The sequence below is a fragment of the Verrucomicrobiota bacterium genome, assembly GCA_016871495.1.
Classification (GTDB): Bacteria; Verrucomicrobiota; Verrucomicrobiia; order Limisphaerales; family VHDF01; genus VHDF01.
On the sequence record VHDF01000084.1, the window covers coordinates 1 to 22,490 of the forward strand.

Sequence of the window (22,490 nt, forward strand, 5' to 3'; positions counted from 1 at the left end):
TCGGGGAGCTTCAGCGAGCGATAGACGCGCGAAGTGGCCAAGAGCCCCGCATGAGACGAAGCGGTCTCGTCGAGCGGCTTGGGATCGATGGCGAACGGCGACTTGGCTTGGACGGGCAAGCGAGCTGAAAACTTTTATAGTATGAAGATGATGCTGGACTCTTACCGCGAGCTTTATGATTCCTACCTGCGTCCGCGTGCCGGCAGCACCGTTCCCCAGGTGGATCCCTTGGCCGCCTGATCCCATGAGCCCCTCCCTCCACCGCTCTTCCCATTCACCCGCATGGCTGGCATAGGTTTCGAAATCAATCGGATCCTGTCCCGCCAGGGATATTGCTCCATGCTGCAAGCGTATGGTTACGCTGGCTTGGTGGGGAGTGGTCCGTGGCTGGTCGCGGTGGCCAGTCTTGGCATGCTGGGGGTTTTGCTCAGAACACTGGCTGGCGACCAGGATGTCCGGGTGTTTTTTGTCGCGGTGTCGGTGATCTACGGTGCGAGCCTGGTTTTGAGCGCGCCGTTGCAGTTGGTGTTGACCCGCCACGTCTCGGATCTTGAGTTTCTGGGGAAAAAGCGGGCCGTTTTTCCGGTTTATGTTGCGAGCACGGCGATCACGGCCCTCCTCTTCACCCTCCTGGGCCTCATCGTGTTCGTCGGATTTGTGCCCGGCCCTTTCACGTTTCGAGTCGCGGCGGCGGCCTTGATGTGCGTGGTATCGTGCATCTGGGTCGCCAATGTGTTCCTGAGCGCGCTGAAGGATTACAATTCGCTGCTGGTGGGATTTGCATTGGGATTCGGCCTGAGCCTGGTGCTTGCCTGGCAAGGGGCCAAGCACTGGGGAATTTCGGGAGCCATGACGGGTTTCGTCGCCGGCCAGTTCGGGCTTCTCCTCGTGCTTTGCCGGGCGATCTTTGCCGAATTGGGAAGCTCCGACCTGGCCGATGCCACGTCTTTCCTGAGCGGATTCCGCCGCTACTGGGATCTTGCCCTGGGAGGGTTGTTTTACAATCTGGGCATTTGGATCGACAAGTTTCTCTACTGGTGGGCGGATCCTCGCGGAGAACAAGTCGCGGGTATTCTCTACGCCTCTCCCACCTACGACCGCGTCGTTTACTTTTCTTTTTTGACGATCGTGCCGGGCATGGCGGTGTTTCTCTTGAAGCTGGAGACCGAGTTTGCGGACGCCAACCGGAAATTTTACGACATGGTGTTGCGCAAGGGCACTCTCGCCCAGATTGACGAGGCGCGCGACGCGATGGTGCGGGCGCTGGCGGGCGGCTTCAGCTTGCTGGTCAAAGTCCAGGGCTTGACGACCGGGGTGCTGGTCCTTCTGGCTGGCCGCTCCCTGCCGATTCTCGGATTGGGAGCCGTGCAAACCGGAGTTTTTCAGATCTCCCTGATCGCGTCTTATCTGCTGGTCCTGCTGCTTTCATTACTGACCATTTTGTATTACCTGGACAAGCGTCGCGAAGCGCTGGTGTGTTGTATCTTGATGACGGTGATCAGCGCTGCGACGACGTGGATGACCATCCCGCTGGGGGATCGCTGGTTTGGCGTGGGATTTCTCGCGGCCTGCGCCGTGATGGTCGTGTTTGCCACGTGGCGCGTGAATCATCACCTCGACCGCCTCGTCTACGACACGTTTGCCTCCCAGCCGGTGTATGGTTGAATTCCGTTTGACACGCGTTCGGGTCCGCCGGGATGATTCGGAAGTTGCGGTGGCCAGGGTAGCTCAGCGGTAGAGCAGGGGACTCATAAGCCCTTGGTCGGGGGTTCGATTCCCTCCTCTGGCACCAACTTTGCATTTCCGGATTGAGCCGAGAGGATTTGCCCCTTTTTGTCCGTCCGATTCCTTCCTGGACGATTCTTACCTGGCTCCGAGTCGTGTGCTTTCCCGTGGGCTGCCGGCCGGCCGCCCGGGCTCGGGGCGCAGGCGTGTCAGTGCATCCACAGCTTGTCGGTGATGCGCGAAGCAGCTCCGGGGCGCGGCGTTCACGCCGCCTCAAGGCGTGTCTTCAAAGGGGCATGGCGGCTTCAACGGGCAAGGGTGCTGCCAGGGCGAAGGTGTCCACCCACGGCGGGCCCTACAGCGGGCGGAGATCGCTGCGGCAGGTTGGCGCGAGCGGAAGCGCCGTGAACGGCGCGCCCCGAACACTTGCGGAGGCAACGGAGGCGTGTTTGAGCGGGCGAAGAGTATTGATTTCGGCGCGCGAGGCCGCCTACATTTTCCGCACCTTGGGTTTTGCCACTGCGGGAAGGCCGGGTCGCGACGGTCAAGTTTCGGGCGCCTTAAGAATCATGGCATCTTCTCTGACTCCGAATGAGGAGGCTCAGTTGCTGTCCTCGATCGAAATGTTCGAGGTCATCACGACCTCGGACCCCAACGATTATCAATCGCTGGAGATTCTCAAGGAGGCCTATTCCAAGCTGGGCCGTGAGGAGGATGTGGTCATCGCGTCCAAACGCATCGCCAAAGCTTATGTGTCGAGCGGCCAGTTGACCTCCGCCATTTTCGAGTACGAAAGCATTCTGCAGCGTCGTCCGAACGACGAGGAAGTCCTGGGGCGCTGCAGGAAATCGAAAAGCGTGCCAACAGCTTTTCCGCGCCCGCCATGCCGGCGGAAATCGAGTATACCGGGAAGGACTCCGACCGGGGCAAAGGAAGGCCCGGCAAAGCGACGGCGCAGGATTTCGATGACGGACGGCAGGGCATGCACAAGCTCTTCGTCGAGAGCAAGCTGATCAGCGCGACCGATTTCGACATTTACTGGCCGAGTGTGGATTTGTCGGAGTCTCCTTCCCAGCCGATGGAGCCCTTTATCGGGGTGCTTGCTGCCAAGGCCCTCGTTCCCGCCGACCAGTCGCGCAAGCTGCTCTGCGAGAAAACGCGGCTCGGTTATCTCCCGATCGATAAGTACGACGTGGATATGGAGCTGGCGCGAAAGTATCCCAAGGATGTCTGCCGCCGCTGGTGCGTGCTGCCTTTCGATTCCCTGAGCAAGGCCGTGCTCGTGGCAACCGCGAATCCCTTCAACAAGCAGGCCGCCCGCGAACTGGAGCAGGCCGCGAGCGGGCGCATCGTGTGGTATTTGAGCCCGCCCGCCGAGTTGGTCAAGGCGCTCAAGAAATCATTCCGCTAATCCGCCTTTCCTATGCCTCCGGTCAAGAATTTTGGAGAACGCATCGCCGACGCCCTGGTCGAGGACGGTCTTCTTTCGACCAAGCAGGTGGAAGAGTTGCTCGAACTGCAGAAGAAGGAAGGTACCCGCCTGTTGAAGCTGCTTTCCGAGAAGCAATTCGTGAAGGACGTGGACATGGTTGTCGCCATGGGGCGCGTGCTCAACGTGCCGCCGGTGAATTTGCAGCGCATTTCCATCCCGATGGAAGTGGCCAACCTGGTGCAGAAAGACACGGCCGAAACGCACAAAGTGATCCCGGTCGCCCGGCTGGACAACAAGCTGTTTCTGGCCATGGCCGACCCGCTGAACGTGCTGGCGCTGGATGACATCAAGCGCCTGACGCGGCTTGAGGTCATTCCGATGATCGCCGCCCAGAAGGCGATCATCGACAAGCTCAACAATCTCGAAACCAAGGGCGGCAGCCTGCAGGAAGTCGTGGCCGAGGCCGAGAAGGAGGCCGAGGAAGACGCCGAGATCATCAAGGACGAGATCGACAGCCTGGATGAGAACGCGGCCGCGGCGGCCAGCGAGGAAGCCCCTGTGATCAAGCTCGCCAACGCCATCATTGTGCAGGCGATCAAGGATCGGGCGAGCGACATCCACCTAGAGCCTTTCGAAAAGTCCATCAAACTTCGCTACCGCGTGGACGGCGCGCTCACCGAAAACGCGCCGCCTCCCAAGAGCATGTATGTCGGGCTCTCCTCGCGCATCAAGATCATGAGCAATCTTGACATCGCGGAGCGGCGCCTTCCCCAGGACGGTCGCATGCGCATGCGGGTGGGCGGGCGAGACGTCGACCTTCGCGTTTCTTTCCTGCCGACGGTGCACGGCGAAAAGGCCGTCCTCCGCGTTCTCGACAAGTCCAATCTGTCCGCCAGCATGGACAAGGAGACGTTTCGACGAATGAAGGCTGCGGTGGACACTCCCCACGGCCTGATTTTGGTGACGGGTCCGACCGGTTCCGGCAAGACCACCACTCTCTATTCCTGCCTGAACGAGCTGAACAACCCCGATTACAACATCATCACGGTCGAGGATCCCGTCGAGTTTCAGATTCCCGGGATCAACCAGGTGCCGGTGAAGAAGGAGATTGGCCTCACCTTCGCCTCCGCCTTGCGGTCCATTTTGCGCCAGGATCCGGACATCATCATGATTGGGGAGATCCGGGACGAGGAAACCGCGGAAATCGCGGTGGAAGCGGCGCTGACGGGGCATCAGGTGTTGAGCACGATGCATTGCAACGACGCGCCCGGCGCCATTGCGCGCCTCGACGACATGGGCATCGCGCCGTTCCTCATTTCCTCGTCGGTCATTCTTTCCTGCGCGCAACGCTTGATGCGGCGCGTGTGCAGCGTGTGCAAGGAGCCGGTGACCTACCCGGCGAAAATGTTCGACGATCTCCAGATCGACCAGTCGATGTTCGACGGCGTGCAACTCTACAAAGGGCGCGGGTGTGACCGTTGCAAGAACTCCGGCTACTCAGGCCGTGCCGCGATCATCGAGGCGATGGAGGTTTCGGATGAAATCCGCAAACTCGTCATCAAACGGGCTTCTTCCATGGAGGTCGGGAAGGTGGCGATTTCCGAAGGCATGAAGACGCTTCGGATGGTCGCTCTCGACAAGGTCCGGGAGGGCATCTCCACGCTCGAACAGGTGCTTGTGCTGACCTCGAGCCACTGACCCTGCGGGCTCGCGTATGCGGGACGCTCTTGCCTCGACCACCGGTCCCCCCCTGGCATCTGGCATGTATTGGGGGGGTGTTCAACGAGGAGCACGCCTTTCAGCGCGAGGTTTTGGATCGCGCCTCGCGTCAAGGCCTGCGCTCTCGCCTCCATGTGGTCCCCTTCGTCAACGATGTTGGCCGGGCGCTGCGCGCGTTGGATGTTGTGTTGCATACATCGTTGAAGCCGGAACCTTTCGGACGCGTGATCGTCGAGGCCATGGCGTCCGGGATTCCCGTGGTGGCGGCCCGTGCCGGGGGCGTGCCGGAGATCCTTGAGGATGGCGTTGACGGACTTCTGGTTTGCCCCGGAGACGCGGACGACTATGCGAGGGCGGTCCTGAAACTCGAGGGGTCTCCCGAAGGGCGATCCGGCATGGTCCGGGCCGCGACGAGGAAAGTGGACCAGAGGTTCCGGGTGGATCGGGTGGCTTCGGAATGGTCCGGCCTGTTCGAAAGTTCATTCCGTTAGGAACGACCGGTTTCTCGCATGCGCTTTCTCTTTTTCAGTCCCGGCTATCACCCGGACATCCCGGGTGGTGCCTGGCGCGTGACCGAGGAATTGTCGAGGCGGCTGGCGGGCCGGGGTCATGACATGGATGTGATCACGAATCATCCGGGTGCGTCCTTCGAGGCTTTCGAGATCCGGGCGAAGGTGCGCATTCATCGGGTGGGACCCGCCCGGCCTTCCCGGTGGCGTCCCGCCTTTTTCGAACGTAATCGGCAGGCAAGGATGATTGGCCGGGAGCTGCTCGATCGCGCGGGTGGGACCGTGTTGGTGGGAACTCACCATGCCTATTTTGAGCCCGCGGTTCGCGGGTTGGGCGTGCCCTGGATCGCGGTATTTCAGGGACCTTGGGCCAGAGAATACGCGTGGTCGGCCTCGGCGCGAAACCGTCCTGCGGTGTGGCGCCTGTGGGATGGCTGGCTCGAGCGCCAATTCGAGCAGAGGGAGCGAAGGCTGTTGGCGGGTGCAAAACGCATCGTCGTCATCAGCCGTCATTTTGAATCGAAGTTGAGCGAATGGCATCCCGTGGCGCTTCCCCCCGTGCAGCGCTTGCACGACTCTGTGGATTTAGAACGCTTTGACGTTCCATCCCATCGCGAAGCGTTGCGCGCGGAGTGGGGCCTTCGCCCGGCGGACCGGATGGTGCTGGCGGTCAGGCGGCTCGATCCTCGCATGGGGTTGGAGGTCTTGATTTCCGCGTTTGCCCTGGTCGTCCCAAGCGTTCCCCAAGCCCAGTTGTGGATTGCCGGAACGGGTCCTTACGATGCCGCGCTGCGCCGTTGCGCGAAGGGCGCGGGCGTCGTGGAAAGGGTGCGGTTTTTGGGAAGAGTGGAGGAGGAGGTATTGCCGAAGCTTTACGGAGCGGCGGACGTGACGGTGATGCCGTCGCTGGATTTGGAAGGGTTGGGCTTGGCCACCATCGAGTCGATGGCCTGTGGAACTCCGGTCTTGGGCTCGCGGTCGGCGGCCACACCCGAGATTTTGGAGCCATTGTCCCCTGAATTGCTCTTCGAGCCGGGTTCGGTCCAAGATCTGGCCATGAAGTTGGAGCGCAGCCTCACGCATCCCGAAGGGTTGCCGTCCGCGGCGCGATGCCGCGAGCATGTGTCGGAACGTTTCAGTTGGGAACCATGGATCCGGGCCTGGGAACAGTGGGCCGAGGAACGGGAGACATGAAGATCCTGGAGTTGGGAAAATACTGCGCCCCGGGCCGCGGCGGCATTGAAACTTTGGTGCAGGCGTGGTCCGAAGGCTTCGTGCGCCGGGGGGCTAGAGTTGATTGTGTGGTTTCCCACGACCGGAACGAGGATGCGGAGGAGGTGAGGAACGGCGTGTGGGTGCATCGCTGCGCCCGGCGAGGAGAGGCGCTCTCCCTCCCACTGTGCCCGGGTTATCTGGGGGCGGCGAAGCGTTATCCGGCCGACGTGTGGCACGGGCATTTTCCCAATCCGCTGATGGACGCGGCGTGTTTCCTCGGTTCGCGGAAAACCCCCTTGGTGATTTCTTATCACAGCGAAATTGTCCGGCAGGCGCGCTCGGCTTTTTTACGCTCCCTTGCAGCGATGGCTTTTGCGAACATCGCGCTGCATTGTAACCGCGTCGAGAGTCCTGGCACAGCATTCGAAGGCGTTGCAGCCCCATCGGTCCAAGGTTGAAGTGATTCCTTACGGCGTGGATCTGGCCCGTTTCGCCTGGGATGGACGACGCACGTCGCGCGTCTCCGACTTGCTTGGCGCCTTGGGGGGCAAGCCTGCCGTGCTGACGGCGGGGCGGCTCGTGGGTTACAAGGGACAACGTTACTTGCTGGAAGCTTGCCGCGAGCTGGACGTGATCGTCTGGCTGGTGGGGGCGGGTCCGCTGGAGCCTGAACTGAAGTCGCTGGCCTTCAGTCTGGGGCTTGGAGATCGAGCCGTTTTTTGGGGGGCGGCCGAAGACGAGCCATTCACGGACTTGCTCCATGCATGCACGGTGTTTGTATTGCCTTCGATCAGTCCCGCCGAAGCCTTCGGTCTTGTTCAGGTCGAGGCCATGGCGTGCGGCAAACCGGTGGTGAATACTTCGGTGCCGACGGGCGTGCCTTGGGTCAGCCAGGACGGAGTGACGGGCTTGACCGTGCCTCCCGCCGATGCGGAAGCGCTCCGGCTGGCTCTCAAGAGGCTGCTGTCGGATTCCGCATTTCGGCACGATCTTGGCGAAGCGGCTCGACGGCGAGCGCAATCCGAGTTCGACCAGGAAAAAATGATCCAGAGGTACTGGGAGCTTTTCCGGCGTTTGGCGCCGGGCGCGCTGAACACGTCATGAAGACCTATTTTGCCGTGTTGCTCATGGCGGCGGTGGTGGCCTGGCTCTTGACGCCGCTGGCCCGACGGGTCGCCTTGATGTGGGGGCGGTGGATCATCCGGAAGCCAGGAAGATCCATCGCTCGCCAATGCCGCGATTGGGTGGGTTGGCGGTCTTTGCCGGATTCTGCTCGCCGTTTCCGGTGCTTTACCTGATCCACAATCAAGTTTCCTTGACCTTCCAGAATTACGAGAAGATGACGCTCGCCATGTTGGTGGCGGCATTGATGATGCTCGGGCTGGGGATTTACGATGACATGAAGGGTGCCGGGGCCTGGAAGAAGTTCACCGTTCAGATTGCGGCTTCGTTGGTGTTGTTTCTGGGCGGTTTTCAAATCACGGAGTTGAGCAATCCTTTCGGGGATGCCTGGAAGCTGGGTTGGCTGGCGCTGCCGGTGACCGTGCTGTGGATCGTCGGGATCACCAACGCCATGAACCTGCTCGACGGGATCGACGGGCTCGCCACCGGAGTCACGTTCTGCATCGCGTTGGCCCTGGCGCTGATCAACATCATGCAAGGCCAGATCATGGTGGCTTTGCTGACCTTGTGTCTGGCCGGAGCCTGTCTGGGATTTCTCCCCTACAATTTTTCACCCGCGAGCATTTTCCTGGGAGACACGGGGAGTTTGTTTTTGGGGCTGGCCCTCGCGTGTATCAGCATTCTGTCGTTGTTCAAGGCCGCGACGGCCACGCTCATCGCGGTGCCCATTCTGCTCTTCGGGCTCCCGCTCTTCGACACCGTATCGGTCATGGCAGGAAGGATCTGGCGCGGGGCGCCGGTGTTTTCGGCGGACAAGACTCATGTGTATCACCGGCTGCTGCGCATGGGCTGGAATCAGCGGGAGGCGGCGTTTTTCCTCTATGGTTTCACCCTGGTGATGGGGACGATTGCCATCGATCTGAGTCTGAAGCATTCCACGGCCACGCTGGGATTTGGAGCGCTCCTCCTTTCGGTGTTGATAGCCGCCATGGCGCTCAAATCGCGCAAGAAACCGGGGAACAAGAGCGACTGACCCCGGAGTGAAGGCGGATTGGTTTCTCGCGCCTCTGGCCCGTCGAGGTTTCACGAACCCGCCTGGTCCCGGCGCTTCGGCCCCACTCCACGCACGAACCCCCCGATCTCGCGAATCACTTCGAGTAGGAATTGGGGCGTGGTGGCTCCCAAAGGTTTCAGGCAACGTCCGTGGCTCGACCACAACACGGTCGCCGCGGCCAAGCCGCAAATCCAGAATTGTGTCTTCCAGATCCAGCCTCGAACGCCTTCCGTGCGGACCCCATCGGCTTGCAAACGCGCCCGCTGAAACGCCACATGCCCGGCCTCGTCGCGCAGAATCAGGGCGCATATTCTTTCCAGGGGTGGGTCTTCGACATGCTGTTGCAGCAGGCGGTAATATCCCGTGCTCACCAATTCGGTGAGCGTCAGCACTTGGAGCTCGAATCGGACTCCGAACCTCCGGCGGCAAAGGCAAAAAGCCTCGTAACTCCAGTGGGTGGAGATGGGCTTTCCGCCAAGCCGTGCCACCGCGTGGGAGAGCAAACGCGCGTGTTCCGCTTCCTCCCGGAACCAAAGGTCCACGACGGTGGTCGCTGCTTGGGCCCGGCCGCGGAAGCGCTCCGCATCTCGGGCGAGCAACCGGCATTCTCCTCCCCCGTCGCCGAGTTGGAATTGGACGATGGAAGGGCGCAGGGCCTCGATCTTCTGCGGGGACATGCGAAGCGGTTCGGACCAGTCAGGCTCGGCTCGGTGGAGCCGGTTTCGATGGAAATGCTCGATCCAGTATGAGTAATCGAGCGTGCGGGAATAGGTGCGGTTGGAGGTATTGCCATCCGGAGAGGCTTCGATTTCCTGGTGGGGGTGGGGCTGGCCTGGATCCCAACTCCAGCGTCCACCGCGGGGAAAGAATCCTTCGAAATGATTCAGGGTGGTCAACACCACGTTTCGCCAGGGAAACCTCGAAATCCATGAGCACATACTTTGCATGACAAAGTTAAGACAGTGCTTCGGTCCATTTTGTTCATGGCCAAAGGCGCGCGGTTCAGGCATCGTTCGGAGGCACAGATCGGACCGGCAAATCGAACTCGAACACGTCCGCACACCTCATGCGTCATTATCTTAACTGGATTGGCGGAGAAGGCCGACCCTCAGTTTCCGCACAACCCTGGACGACCAGGAACCCCGCCGACGCCCGCGAGGTCGTCGCATCCTATGCGGTCGGATCCAGGCAGGATGTCCTCGATGCCGTGGCCGCCGCCCGCAAAGCTCACGCCGCGTGGTCCGCCTTGACTCCGGTGGCGCGGGGGCGCGTTCTGAGCAAGGCTTCCCAGCTCCTCGAGGCCCGCAAAGCCGAGCTCGCTGAACTCCTCACGCGCGAGGAGGGCAAGACGCTGGCGGAGAGCACCGGGGAAGTTCAACGCGCGGTCGATATCTTTCGATTCTTTGGCGGACAAAGCTACGTGCTGGGTGGCCAGACCATTCCGCATGACCTGCCTCACAACTTGCTTTTTACTTCCCGTCAGTCGCTCGGAGTGGTGGGGCTTATTACGCCTTGGAATTTTCCGGTGGCCATCCCCGCCTGGAAGCTCGCTCCCGCGTTGCTGTGCGGCAACGCGGTGGTGCTCAAGCCCGCATCCCAAGCCCCCGCGCTTTCGCTGGAGCTTGCGAAGATCCTGCACGAGGCGGGACTTCCCGGCGGAGTCCTCAATGTCATCGTCGGCGGGGGTTCCGAGGTGGGTTCCGCTCTGGCCGAGCATCCCGAGGTCGTGGCGCTTTCCTTCACGGGATCGCATGCGGTGGGAGCCCGCGTTTACCACCAGCTTGCCCCGCGCATGGCCCGGGCGCAGATGGAAATGGGCGGGAAGAATCCGACGTTGGTCTTGGCCGACGCGGATCTCGACCTGGCGGCGAACCTGGTGGCCCGTGCCGGCTTTGGCTTGACCGGCCAGGCTTGCACGGCGACCAGCCGGGCCATCGTTGACAAGAGTGTGCTGGAACCGTTCGTGGAAAGGCTGGTTGCGCGGGCGAAGGCGCTCAAAGTCGGCCCCGGCCTGGGTGCCGGCGTCGAGATGGGCCCCGCCGTCAGCGAGGCCGAGCTGCAAGGTAATTTGGATGCCATCGCGGAGGCGGCGCGAGCCGGAGCCCGTGTGGCCTGGGGCGGGAAACGGCTGGTCGAGGGTGAACTTCAGCACGGCTGGTTCATGGAACCCGCCGTGGTCGATCGCGTGAGTCCCGACATGCGGATTGCCCAGGAGGAAATCTTCGGTCCGGTGGTCGCTGTGATCGCGGCCGATCATTTTGATCACGCCATTGACATCGCCAACGGCGTCGAGGCGGGACTATCGGCATCCGTCGTCACTCGCGACTTGCGCAAGGCCATGCTCTACGCCGACCGCATCCAGGCCGGGGTCATCAAAGTCAACCAGATTTCGACCGGACTCGCGCTCCAAGCGCCCTTCGGGGGGGTGAAGAAATCGAGCACGGACACCTTCAAGGAACAAGGTGCTTCTGCGGTGGAGTTCTACTCCCGATTGCGCACGGTCTATCTCGATTATTCGGTGTAAACGCCGTCGCGGTTCCGCTCACAGCACCCGGGAGCAGCACCCCTCACCGAGGAGGATGGAGGAGCGCCGGGATCCATTCCGGGATCCGGGGCGGCGAGCGTCTTCGTTCGATGGACCCGAAAACGTATGCATGCACTGATTCGACGCGCTTTCCCGCGCAGAATGGCTCTCGCTTCAATGGCGTCCTTGCTGCTCGGGTTTCCCTCCGCCTTCGGCGCCGACCTGCTGGTCAAATTCCGAAACGACCCCGAGGTTCGAATGGGCCGCCATCCCGCTCACGCGGATGAAGCCGTGGTCAAGAAGGTCTTTCCGCGCCTGGGCTGGGAGCGCATCTCGGTTCCCGACGCCGCCGCGATGGTCGAGCGCTACCGTCGTCATCCGGATGTCCTTTGGGCGGAAGTCAGCCGCCCCGTCCGGAAACTCGCGACGCCGAACGACGCTCGCTACCCCGAGTTGTGGGGCTTGAACAGAATTGGCGCTCCCGCCGCCTGGAACAGCACCACCGGCGATGCTTCCGTCGTGGTGGGCGTGGTGGATACGGGCATCGACTACACCCATCCCGATCTCAACTTCAACCTGTGGCGAAATCCCGGCGAAATCCCGGGCAACTCCCTGGATGACGACGGCAACGGCTACGCCGATGACGTGCATGGCATCGATGTGATCGAGAATGATGGCGATCCACGAGACGACGATGGCCATGGCACGCATGTGGCGGGCACCATCGGCGCCGTCGGCAACAACGCGACGGGTGTGACGGGCCTCAATTGGAGCGTCAGTTTGATGGCGTTGCGCATCGGTCGGGCCGACCAATTCGGGGAAACGGCGGACATCATGGAAGCCTTCGATTACGCCGTGGCTATGAAGCAGCGCGGCGTGAATCTGCGCGTCCTCAACAATAGCTGGGGCAATGATTTCCCCAGCGCCGCGATTCGCGAGGCCTTTCGCATCGCGTCTGCCGCCGGCATCCTCCTCGTTTGCGCGGCGGGCAATTCGGGTTTGGACAGCGATCATTTCCCCGGCTTTCCCGCCACGTTCGACGCGCCGGGCGTGATTTCAGTGGCCGCGTCCGACGAGGCTGACGAACCCGCTTCCTTTACGAACTACGGGCGCGAGACCGTGCATCTGGCTGCGCCGGGCGTATCCATTCTGAGCACGCTCAAAGGCGGCCCTTGGTACGCCTCCTTCCAGGGCACCTCGATGGCTTCGCCTCACGTGGCCGGGGCCGCGGCACTGCTTTTGGCGAAACGGCCCGACCTCACCCGGGATCAGCTCAAATCGGTCTTGATGGATTCCGTCGATCGATTGCCCGCCTGGGAGACCCGGGTCGTATCGGGAGGACGGCTGAACCTGGCGCGCGCGATGGAACGGGTCTCCGGCGCGGCACCGATTCCCCAGCAGCCTTCGGTGAAGCCCGCTCCGAAACCTTCTGGCTCTCGCCCCGAAGGCCCGGCGATCGTCTTGGCCAGCCGAACCCAGGGCGGAGCATTCGGTTCGGACTCCAGTTACACTCCCTCCTTGAGTGCGGACGGTCGTTGGGTGGCCTTCAGTTCGCTGGCCACCAACCTGGTTGCGATCGGAGGGAATGGACGAGAACAGGTTTATTTGTTGGATCTTGAGCGGAACACCATGACGTTGGTCTCTGCAAGCGCGGCGGGTGTTCCGGGCAATCGCGACAGCAGCTATCCCTCCGTCAGCCGCGATGGCCGCTTCGTGGTCTTCGAATCCGAAGCGTCGAACCTCGTGGCCGATGACGGGAACCGGACCATGTCCGACGTGTTCCTGTTCGACCGGGAGGCGGGAACACTCACGTTGATCAGCCGCAGCAGCCCCGGTTCCATGGCCAACGGTCCGAGCGGGCTTCCCGTCGTGAGCGCGGACGGACGGTGGGTGGCCTACATGTCTGCCGCGGACAACCTGACGGCTGACGACGCCGGCTTTGAGTTCGACATTTTCCTCTATGACCGGCTGGGCCGGGAGAATCTGCGTCGTGTCAGCGCCAGCAAACTCGGGACCGCTTTCGACGGCGAAAATTTTGCGCCGTCCATCAGCGCCGACGGACGATACGTCGCCTTCTCTTCGGATGGGCAGCTCCTTGGAGATGATCGCAACAATCGCGAGGATGTCTATGTGCACGACCGGGTCGAGGACAGCTTGGAACGAATCAGCGTTTCGTCCACGGGCGCGGGGGGCAACGGGAACAGTTCGTATCCGGTCGTGAGTGGGGACGGGCGTCGGGTGGCGTTTATCTCGAATGCCGCGAATCTGACCGGGTCGGCTCTGGGGGAGGATCAGGTGATGCTTCGGGACCGGGTTCTACGCACGACGACGCTGGTTTCGAAGAATCTTTCGGGCCGGGCTTCCGCGTCGAGTGCGTTTCTGCCCGCGATCAGTGGAGATGGCCGCGTGGTGGCGTTTGCCTCCGATGCCCGGGATTTGGAGAAACGTTCCAGTTCCATTTTTTCACAGCTCTATCTTTACGACGTGCTGACGGAATCGTTGGGGCCGATCAGCTTCAATCCGATTGGGAATCCTGGCGGAGAGAGCTCCCTGTTTCCCTCGTTGAGCCATGACGGACGTTGGTTCGCTTTCCAAAGCCGCGGGTTCAACCTCGTGCCGGGCGATGGGAATGCCGCCAGCGATGTTTTTCTCATCGATCGCGGTGGTTCGTTGCCGGATCTCTCCATTGCACTTGATCCCGGCGGGGCCGAGGACGGGGGCGGGGTGGTCCACCCTGGTGTGGTGCAGAGAGCTGAAGCACGTCCTCAGGTCCCTGGGGCCATGCGCTTCAGGGCGAGGTTGTCCAACCTGGGCACGAGTGCCGAATCATTCACCTTGCGAAGCCATGGGCTGCCGCCGGGTTGGACGGTCATCGGCCAGCACGGCACCTCCACGACTTCCTTGCCTTTGGGCGCGGGATGGATGACCCCTCGGTTGGGACCCGGCGAGTCCTTGACCGTGTCGCTCCAGATGACGCCTGCATTCGGCGTGGACTCTGTCACGGCTTTGATGGATCTGGACGTTCTCGATGGGTCTGGACGAACGAGGGACGCGGTGCGCCTGGTGGTGACCCCTTCCGTTTCTCCTCCCGGGTTCGCCCTCATCAGCTCCGCGTCGGATGGCACGCCTGGCGAACTGGAAAGCAGAGGTGCCATGCTCAATGGCGACGGGTCGCGCGTGGTCTTTCAATCCGAGGCGGCCACCCTGGTTGACGGAGACGAGAATTTTTACTCGGATGTTTTTCTCCACAACCACACCTCCGGCCGAATCGAATTGGTCAGCGCCACTCAGGCGGGTGCGATCGGGAATGGACCGAGCGACACGCCATCCATCTCTTCCAACGGGTTGGCGGTGGCCTTCAGTTCACGGGCCGATAACCTGGTGACCGGCGATCGCAACGAGGTGGTTGACGTGTTCGTCAAAGACATGGCCACCCGGCGGGTGCGACGAGTGAGTGTTGGCAGCGCCGGGCAGGAAGCCACGCGAGGCAGCGAAAATCCCGCCCTGAGTGGTGATGGACGTTTTGTGGTGTTTCAATCCATGGCTCCGGATCTCGCTGCCGGGGATTTCAACGATGCTTGGGATGTCTTCCTGCACGATTTGAACACAAGTTCCACACGCTGCCTCAGCCTGACCCCTGGCCAGCGAACCGGCGCGGGGGAAAGCACGAATCCCGAGATTTCCCACGACGGGCGCTGGGTGGTTTTCGACTCTCGAGCCAGTGACCTCGTTCCCAATGATGAAAACAATGAGTCTGACGCGTTTCTGGTCGACACGCAAAGTGGGGTCGTGCGCTTGATCAGCCGCCGGGCGGGTGGGGGCAGCGCCGCAGGCGCCAGCGCGATCCTCTCCCTTTCTGCCGATGGCAGTCTCGTGCTCTTCAGTTCCAGCGCGAAAGATCTGGACGGTCCATCGGCCGCCTCCAGCCTTTACCTTTTTCATCGTGAAACAGGGCGGAGTGAAGCCGTGTCTCCCCTGATCCCAGGGTTCAACGGGGATCCGGGCTTCCAAGGTTCGGCTTTGAGTCCTGACGGACGGTTCATCGCACTGAACACCCGGGTCCCCGGGGTTTTGCGTGGAGACACCAACCTGTTCGTGGATGCCTTTGTCTACGACCGCACCAAGGGGGTGGTGGAACCGATTTCGGTTCCCGTGACAGGACACAGGCTTCACGGCGCGAGCGTGGGAGCACGATTCAATTCCACCGGGCGTTTTGTCGTCTTTCGCTCCGAATCTCCCGCCGTTTTGGGCGAGGGCTTCTCTCAAGTCAGTCAGGTTTTCCTCCATGACCGTGCTTCTTTTGACGCCTCGGTTTCCATTCCTCTGGGGGAACGGAACCTTTTCTTGCCCATGGAACGGACGTTGAGCGTGCCGATTTCCTTGCCCGTGGCCCCCGGGCAGCCCCTCCTCGTCCCGCTCTCGCTTCTGCTCGAAGGCAGTTTTCCCGATCAAATCCAATTCGGCCTCCTCTCCGACTCCTCCATGAGTCTCCGCATCTCGCAAGAAGGGGTCGTGCAGGCCACCTTGTCTGCGGGCGCGGTGAAGACATGGACCGCGCCCGTCCTGGACCCAGGCCGGAAATGGGAGCTCGTGGTGGAAATGCCCAGTCCGCTCGAATCCAAAGCCGATTACCAGCTCCTCATCTCTTCTCAATCCGATCGCAGCCGCTTCTTGACGCTTGTTTTCCAGCCTTTTGCGGATGCGGACAAGGATGGAACCTCCGACGCTTGGGAACTGGCGACCTTTGGTGGATTGACAGTATCCGCTCAAGCGACGGACACGGATCGTGACGGCCTGAGCAACTCCGCCGAGCTCGCGGCGGGCACGGACCCGTTGTCGGGGGCGTCCCGCTTTGAAATGACTCCCGTGAGCGAGGAATCCGGTGCGCTCCTCATCCGCTGGAAATCCGCGCTGGGGCGAAGATACATCGTGGAGAGAGCAGTGAACGGCGCCGTCGATTTCGCGCCAGTTTCCGGCATCCTGCCGGCTACGGAGCCGATCAACGAGTGGAGGGACACCTTCGTGCCGGAAGGGCCGGTGTTTTACCGCGTTCGGCTCTTGTTTTGACGCGTGGCGTCGGACAAGGTGCTTGGCACGTCCGCCGACCCATGACGCCGAAATTCCCAGACCCTCCTGCGTTCTCGATGTCATCGCGCAACATGGCCACAGGACCGGTGCCTCCGCCAGGGGATGGAGAAGGAACTCTTCACGGCGGGACGAGCCGCGGAGCTGCTTCGCCGAGGCGTCGAATTCAGGGGAGCCCGCCTCCTGAGCGCGTGCCGGGTTGTCGTCAGGCGACAACAGCCACCTCTCCCTGGCGGATGCACTGCACTGGGGTTCGCCCCTCGGTATCCTTGCTTCAACATGTGCTGCGAGGGCGCGTGTTCTTCCGGCGAGACCGATCCACCCGCATCCCAAGTGGATGCTGGCTTCTCCTGTGCTTGCTCTTGTCCGGTTGCATGAATTCGAGCGAGAAGAAAACCAGATCGGACGAGCCTGCCGCTGCCCCCCATGTCCTCCCCTCGGCGGCAACGCCTCCCGGCCATCCGGCGGTCGAATCGTTTCTCGATCGCTATCTCGCCGCCCGGCCCGGTTTTGCCGTCTCCCTCGGCCTGCACCAGTTCGATGGGAAAATCTCCGATTGGAGTCCGGCGGGAATCCGCGCCGAGAAGCGGGCGCTTGAGCAGGAACAGCGCCGGTTCGAGGCGTTGCTTCCCGCGCTCAAGACCGTTGCGGCGCGCCATGAGGTGGAAATGGCCCTTTCGATGATTCGACTGGACTTGCTGCGCCTCGATGGCGGTTTTGAAGGATCGCCGTCCAACCCGATGGCCTACGCCGCCGCGCTCGACCTCAATGTTTACCTCAAGCGAAATTACGCGCCTCTCGAGCAACGCGTGCACGCCCTGACGCTTGTGCTCGAGCAAGCCCCGGACGTGTTCCGGTCGGCCCGTGCCCATCTCGAGGAGTCACTGCCCAAGCCCCACGTTGAAACGGCCATTCAGAATGCCCGGGGCGGCGCGGAGTTCATCGCGCGCGATCTGCCTCTCGCCACGGAAGGTTTGCGCGACCCCAAGCTGAAAACCCGGTTGCGCGAGACCGCCCGGCTCGCTCTCGCCGAATTCAATCGATATGCGGACTGGCTCGAGGCGACCCGTTTGCCCAAGGCGCACCAGCACTTTGCCCTGGGGCGCGCCCGCTTCGTGCGCATGTTGCAGGCGGACCTCATTGATCTTCCACCCGAGAGGATTTTGGAAATGGGACGCCAAGCTTTGGCGGCGGAACAACGCGTTTTTGCCGACACCGCCCGCAAGCTCGATCCCACGACGCCACCGATCAAGGTCTATCAAACGATTCAGACGAATCATCCGACGGCGGACATGTTGATCGAGGAAACTCACAAGAATCTGGAGGCCATTCGGAGCTTCGTCATCGAGAGGCAGCTCGCCACCATCCCTTCGGAATTCCGCGTCCAAGTGGCGGAAACGCCACGCTACGCGCGCGCCACCAGTTTCGCCTCCATGGACACGCCGGGTCCTTTCGAATCCAAAGGATCCGAAGCCTACTACTACATCACGCCTGTCGAGCCCGAGTGGACGCCTGCGCAACAAGCGGAATGGCTCACCGCGTTCAACCGCTACACGACGGACGTCGTTTCCATTCACGAGGCTTATCCCGGCCACTACACGCAGTTCCTGTGGGTCAATGCCACGCCGATGACCCGCCTGCGCAAGGTTTACGTGAGCTATCCTTTCGCCGAGGGGTGGGCTCACTATGCCGAACAGATGGTCATCGACGAGGGTTTTGGACAGGATCCCAAGAAGAAAGATCGCGAGAGTGAAAGGAGAGCCTTGAGTTACCGCCTCGCGCAATCGGGTGAAGCGCTCCTTCGGCTCTGCCGCCTCTGCGTTTCCATCGAGATGCATTGCGGGACTTTCTCTCTGGACGAAGCCGCGCGCTTTTTTGAAACGCAAGCCTTCTACGAACCCAAACCCGCCCGCCAGGAGGCGATTCGCGGCACGTTCGATCCGGGTTACCTCTATTACACGCTTGGCAAGCTGCAATTGCTCAAGCTCAGGCGCGATTACGAACAACAGGAAGGCAAGGAGTTCAGCCTGCTCAAGTTTCACAACGCTGTTCTGGCCGCCGGTTCACCGCCCATCCGCCTGCTGCGGGAAACCCTCTTGAAAGATCCAGCCCTGTGGCCCGAGACCCTCTAAACGTGGAATCTTCCGCCCCTGAACCCCACGCCCAGTTTCGGAATCTCATCGATTCTTTGATCGACCATCTGCGTCAGCAAAAAGCGGACGGTCTGGTGGGACTCCCCCTGACCCCCATCGCCCGGATGGCCTTGGAGGAACTCTCCCGCCCGCTGACATCCACCTCACGCGCCATCCCGGAAACAAAACCGTTCAGGCCCGCCCCCAATCGAGTGGAGGTATCCGTCGCTCCGGTCCGCCCGGTCTCTCGCCCAAGCGATCCACCCGCGCCATCCTCGACTCCACCCCTTGCCATGCCCTCCCAAGCTGAATCCGATAAAACAACCGCTCTCCCGACTCCCCCACTCTCGCGCTCTGCGGCCGAAAAGGAGGCCGCCATGGCCTCGTTGCGAGAGCGGGTCCTGGGTTGCATGAAATGCCCGCATCTTGCGTCCTCGCGCAAGTCCGTCGTCTTCGGAGTGGGCAATGTTCATAGCCCGCTCCTCTTTGTCGGCGAGGCGCCCGGTGCCGACGAAGACGAGCAGGGGGAACCGTTCGTGGGCAGAGCCGGCCAGTTGCTGACCAAGATCATTCAGGCGATGGGCCTTTCCCGTCAGGATGTGTTCATCGCTAACATCTTGAAGTGCCGTCCCGACACTCCGGGCCAAACCGCCGGAAACCGCAAGCCTACCATGGAGGAAATGCAAACCTGCATGCCTCACCTCCTGGAACAGATCGACATCATTCAGCCCAAGGTCATCGTGGCGCTGGGGGCCACCGCCGTCGAAGGATTGCTGGGCAAAACGCTTGGTATTACCCGCTTGCGGGGACAGTGGCAGTCGTTCCATTCAACCCCGGTCATGCCGACCTACCATCCGGCCTACCTTCTCCGCAACCAAGCCCTGAGCGAGAAGCGCAAAGTCTGGGAAGACATGTTGAAAGTGATGGACCGGTTGCAAATGCCCGTCAGTGAAAAACAGCGAGGCTTTTTCCTGCAAGCGGCGGGGTAGAGGTCGCCTCCGCGGATCGCGGGGCGACGCGGGAGGAATGATCGACGAGCTCTCGCCCGGCAACGTTGCTGCGGCTGATCCTTCGGACACAGCCGCGTTCCGGAAGCGCCGCCGCGATGGATCCGGCCGTTTGTGGGTGGATTGTCAATCAAGCCGTCATCGATTTTGAGCTGTTGCGCGTTCCAGGCGGTAGGCGATGCTCCCGGCCGAACATTCACGTCCAATCGTTTCTAAGCTTATGACCCACAACTTTCGCTCCGAAGGCTTGTTTCCGGTCCCAGGAATCATTCTGCCGTGGTTGCCTGAGCAGCGGTTTCGATTTGCCGGGTTCGGTTTGCGGCTCGTTTGTCTGGCGTCCTTGATGGCGGTCTTGCCCGCCGCCCGCGTGATGGCCGAATCCTGGCGGAAACGACTCGGTCCGCCTCCCGCGATCATCGATCTTCACCAGCACATTGCGTCCACGCCTCATCACCTCGACCGGGCACTCCGCATCATGGACGCAGCGAACATTCGTCTTGCCGTCAATCTGAGCGGAGGCGTCGTGACTCGCTCCGGAGATCAACCTTCCCCGTTTGAGCGGAACTGGCAGCTGGCTCAGAAGACCGCACCGGACCGTTTTCTCCTTTATTTCAATCTCGATTATTCAAACTGGGACTCGCCCGAGTGGCCGGGGCGTGCGATTCAGCAGGTCGAGACCGCTCACCGGCTTGGCGCCGCCGGTCTCAAGGAATTCAAACGCCTGGGCCTCTATCTCAGGGATGGCGCCGGCAAACTCATCACCGTGGACGATCCGAAGCTCGACGGAGTTTGGCGGCGATGCGGTGAGTTGGGATTGCCCGTCAGCATTCACGTGGCCGATCCGCGCGCCTTCTGGCTCCCCTACGACGAGCGCAACGAGCGTTGGAAGGAACTGCGCGATCATAAACCGTGGTGGTTCGGCGATCCGGCCAAGTATCCCCCGCGCGAGGAACTTCTCGCCGCCCTCAATCGCGTGATCGCCCGGCACCCTCAGACCACGTTCGTCTGCGTCCATTTCGCCAACAACGCTGAGGATCTGGACTGGGTCGAGGCGTCGTTGGATCGGTATCCGAACATGATGGCGGATCTTGCCGCGCGTGTCCCCGAACTGGGGCGTCACGATCCGGAGCGCCTGCGCCAGCTCTTTCACCGGCATCAGGATCGGATCGTCTTCGCCACCGACTTTCAAGTGCATGACCGGTTGATCCTCGGCTCCAGCGGAGACGAACCTCCGCCCGGAGACGAGGACGCCCTGGTGTTCTTCTTGAAGTACCGGCGCTGGCTGGAGACTCGTGATCGGGACTGGCCCCATATGACGCCGATTCAAGGCGACTGGACGATTCGCTCCATCGGATTGTCGGCCGAGGTGTTGCGTAAAATTTATTATGACAATGCGCGGAGGATCTTGATTCGGTCCATGCCCCTCCCCGCGATGACCGCCAAGCGGATCGGGCGGGACTTTGCCCTGGATGGGGCCTTACGCCATGGGAGTTGGCGAGGGGCGGAGGAGGTGTTGGTGGATTCCACCTTGCGGGAAGGCATCCGGCGACCCGAGTACCGCACCACGGTTCGAGTTCTGTGGTCCGATCATTTTCTCTACTTGGGATACCGGGCTCCGTTTGATCGGATGACGGTGTTTACGCCGCCGGAGATGAAGGGGGAACGCCTTGGATTGTGGGATCGGGATGTGGTGGAAGCTTTCATCGCGTCCGATCCGGCGCGTCCGGAGGTTTACACCGAGTTCGAGGTGGCCCCGACCGGGGAGAAGCTGGACTTGACCCTGACTCCCGACCGGAAGGATTTCGAGTGGAGCAGTGGATTCGAGGCCGCCACGCGGGTGGATCGGCGAGGCGGGGTATGGACCTGCGAGATGAGGATTCCGCTCGCCGCATTGTCTTCGAAACCGCCGCGGGCGGGGGATCGGTGGCGTCTGAACCTTTACCGGCATCAAGCCGCGACAAGAACGTTCCTCGCCTGGAGCCCGACCGCGACGAGGACGGCGCACACCCCTCACAGATTCGGCTGGCTGCGCTTCGGAGAGGAGTGAGGGGGAGGCAACCCATTCTGGAACGGCGTATGTTTGGGTCAGCGGTGCTTCTCCAAGTTGTCGGTAGTATTGGCTCGTGCCGGAACGGTGCATCCCGAAGTTGCCGGGGATGCAGGTAGGGCGCGTCCGTCCCGGCGCGCCGCCGGAGCATGATGTTTTGCATCCCGTGGGCGGCGGGCTGGGACAGGCCCGCCCTACCAACAACATCGGGATACACGGGTGCCGGAGCGCGGCTGTGTTCCGCTTTGGCGAATCAGCCGCAGCAATGTTACAATCGGCGATGCCCCACGCGGGTGGGGAGAACCCGAGGCCGGCAGACACGCGTCGAAGAATCGCCGGACCATCCCCACGCGGGTGGGGAGAACGGATGGGCGTCCAGCGGTCCTTGGCGTGCGCGAGGGTTTCGAGGGGGGGGACGTTCAAAGAGGGGCATTGGGAAAATGACGAAAGCCGAATGAGGAATGTCGAATTTGGTCAGGCTTTAAGGAGAGGTACAAAGCCGGCCTGTTTGAAATGGCGATTCGTGGTGAAGGCGTCGCGGATCTGGAGTTCGTGCATGGTGGCGAAACTGACGCAGTCGGTGAAGGACCACTCCTTGTCTTTGTGTTTGCGAAACAACTTTCCCGCTGCGTGGAAGCGGTCCGGCCCGATCCATTCCAACCGGAGCGCCTCGCTGCGTTCGATGGTGTCGAGGAAGTCCACCGCGGCTTCGTGACTGTGCCGGACCAGCAACAGAGTTACGGTTTCGTCCACCACGTATTCCGTGGTCAGGAAGCGGCGGCGCTTGCGGAGCAACTCGGCGTGCAGGCTGAGGGCTGCCGCCTGGTGCTCGTCGGCCCCATCCCAGAGGGCGAGAAAACCCGCGCTGTCCATCATCACGTCAGCGGCCGCCATAGAGAATGGAGTCAATGTCCTGGTG

The 22,490-nt window shown here is 61.8% G+C and carries 14 protein-coding genes, 1 tRNA gene and 1 pseudogene; 14 read left to right on the plus strand and 2 right to left on the minus strand.

Annotated features, from left to right (window positions below; all coding sequences use genetic code 11):
- Window positions 1–282 precede the first annotated feature (282 nt).
- The 9 genes and pseudogenes from FJ404_15625 (at window position 283) to FJ404_15665 (ending at window position 8,755) form a co-directional block, all read left to right on the plus strand.
- A pseudogene (locus FJ404_15625) lies at window positions 283–1,665 on the plus strand (hypothetical protein).
- A gap of 52 nt (window positions 1,666–1,717) precedes the next feature.
- Window positions 1,718–1,792 (plus strand) — tRNA-Met (locus FJ404_15630).
- An 816-nt stretch (window positions 1,793–2,608) separates the two neighbouring features.
- Window positions 2,609–3,136 carry a hypothetical protein gene (locus tag FJ404_15635; protein ID MBM3824292.1) on the plus strand — a complete coding sequence of 176 codons (528 nt, stop codon included), beginning with the start codon at window positions 2,609–2,611 and terminating at the stop codon, window positions 3,134–3,136.
- Between the two features lie 12 nt (window positions 3,137–3,148).
- The gene (locus FJ404_15640; GenBank protein ID MBM3824293.1) at window positions 3,149–4,855 is read left to right on the plus strand and encodes a secretion system protein E; all 1,707 of its coding nucleotides are present in this window, start codon (window positions 3,149–3,151) and stop codon (window positions 4,853–4,855) included.
- Window positions 4,852–5,367, plus strand: a complete 516-nt coding sequence (locus FJ404_15645) for a glycosyltransferase (protein MBM3824294.1) — start codon at window positions 4,852–4,854, stop codon at window positions 5,365–5,367. The genes FJ404_15640 and FJ404_15645 overlap by 4 nt, the downstream gene beginning before the upstream one ends.
- An 18-nt stretch (window positions 5,368–5,385) precedes the next feature.
- Window positions 5,386–6,579: a glycosyltransferase family 4 protein gene (locus tag FJ404_15650; GenBank protein MBM3824295.1), complete on the plus strand. Its 1,194-nt coding sequence runs from the start codon at window positions 5,386–5,388 to the stop codon at window positions 6,577–6,579.
- Window positions 6,495–7,058, plus strand: a complete 564-nt coding sequence (locus FJ404_15655; GenBank protein MBM3824296.1) for a glycosyltransferase — start codon at window positions 6,495–6,497, stop codon at window positions 7,056–7,058. Before FJ404_15650 ends, FJ404_15655 begins: the two co-directional genes overlap by 85 nt.
- Window positions 6,910–7,704 carry a glycosyltransferase gene (locus FJ404_15660; GenBank protein ID MBM3824297.1) on the plus strand — a complete coding sequence of 265 codons (795 nt, stop codon included), beginning with the start codon at window positions 6,910–6,912 and terminating at the stop codon, window positions 7,702–7,704. The genes FJ404_15655 and FJ404_15660 overlap by 149 nt, the downstream gene beginning before the upstream one ends.
- Window positions 7,705–7,831: 127 nt before the next feature.
- Window positions 7,832–8,755, plus strand: a complete 924-nt coding sequence (locus FJ404_15665; GenBank protein ID MBM3824298.1) for an undecaprenyl/decaprenyl-phosphate alpha-N-acetylglucosaminyl 1-phosphate transferase — start codon at window positions 7,832–7,834, stop codon at window positions 8,753–8,755.
- 50 nt (window positions 8,756–8,805) lie between these two features.
- Here the strand turns inward: FJ404_15665 and FJ404_15670 are convergent, their stop codons facing one another.
- Window positions 8,806–9,714 carry a ferritin-like domain-containing protein gene (locus tag FJ404_15670; GenBank protein ID MBM3824299.1) on the minus strand — a complete coding sequence of 303 codons (909 nt, stop codon included), beginning with the start codon at window positions 9,712–9,714 and terminating at the stop codon, window positions 8,806–8,808.
- Window positions 9,715–9,842: 128 nt separating this feature from the next.
- On the opposite strand from FJ404_15670, the gene FJ404_15675 reads away from it, so the two are divergent.
- From FJ404_15675 to FJ404_15695, 5 genes are all read left to right on the plus strand, one after another.
- On the plus strand, window positions 9,843–11,300 hold the full coding sequence (locus FJ404_15675; GenBank protein ID MBM3824300.1) for an aldehyde dehydrogenase family protein: 1,458 nt from the start codon (window positions 9,843–9,845) through the stop codon (window positions 11,298–11,300).
- Window positions 11,301–11,426: 126 nt separating this feature from the next.
- Window positions 11,427–16,367 (plus strand): hypothetical protein, encoded by a 4,941-nt coding sequence (locus FJ404_15680; GenBank protein MBM3824301.1) that lies wholly within the window; start codon window positions 11,427–11,429, stop codon window positions 16,365–16,367.
- 41 nt (window positions 16,368–16,408) lie between these two features.
- Window positions 16,409–18,517, plus strand: a complete 2,109-nt coding sequence (locus tag FJ404_15685) for a DUF885 domain-containing protein (protein ID MBM3824302.1) — start codon at window positions 16,409–16,411, stop codon at window positions 18,515–18,517.
- Window positions 18,518–18,642: 125 nt separating this feature from the next.
- Window positions 18,643–19,506, plus strand: a complete 864-nt coding sequence (locus FJ404_15690; GenBank protein MBM3824303.1) for a uracil-DNA glycosylase — start codon at window positions 18,643–18,645, stop codon at window positions 19,504–19,506.
- A 196-nt stretch (window positions 19,507–19,702) separates the two neighbouring features.
- Entirely contained in the window at window positions 19,703–21,571 is a 1,869-nt protein-coding gene (locus FJ404_15695; protein ID MBM3824304.1) for a hypothetical protein, read from the plus strand.
- A 474-nt stretch (window positions 21,572–22,045) separates the two neighbouring features.
- On the opposite strand, the gene FJ404_15700 is transcribed toward FJ404_15695, so the two are convergent.
- Window positions 22,046–22,465 carry a PIN domain-containing protein gene (locus FJ404_15700; protein ID MBM3824305.1) on the minus strand — a complete coding sequence of 140 codons (420 nt, stop codon included), beginning with the start codon at window positions 22,463–22,465 and terminating at the stop codon, window positions 22,046–22,048.
- Between the last annotated feature and the right edge of the window lie 25 nt (window positions 22,466–22,490).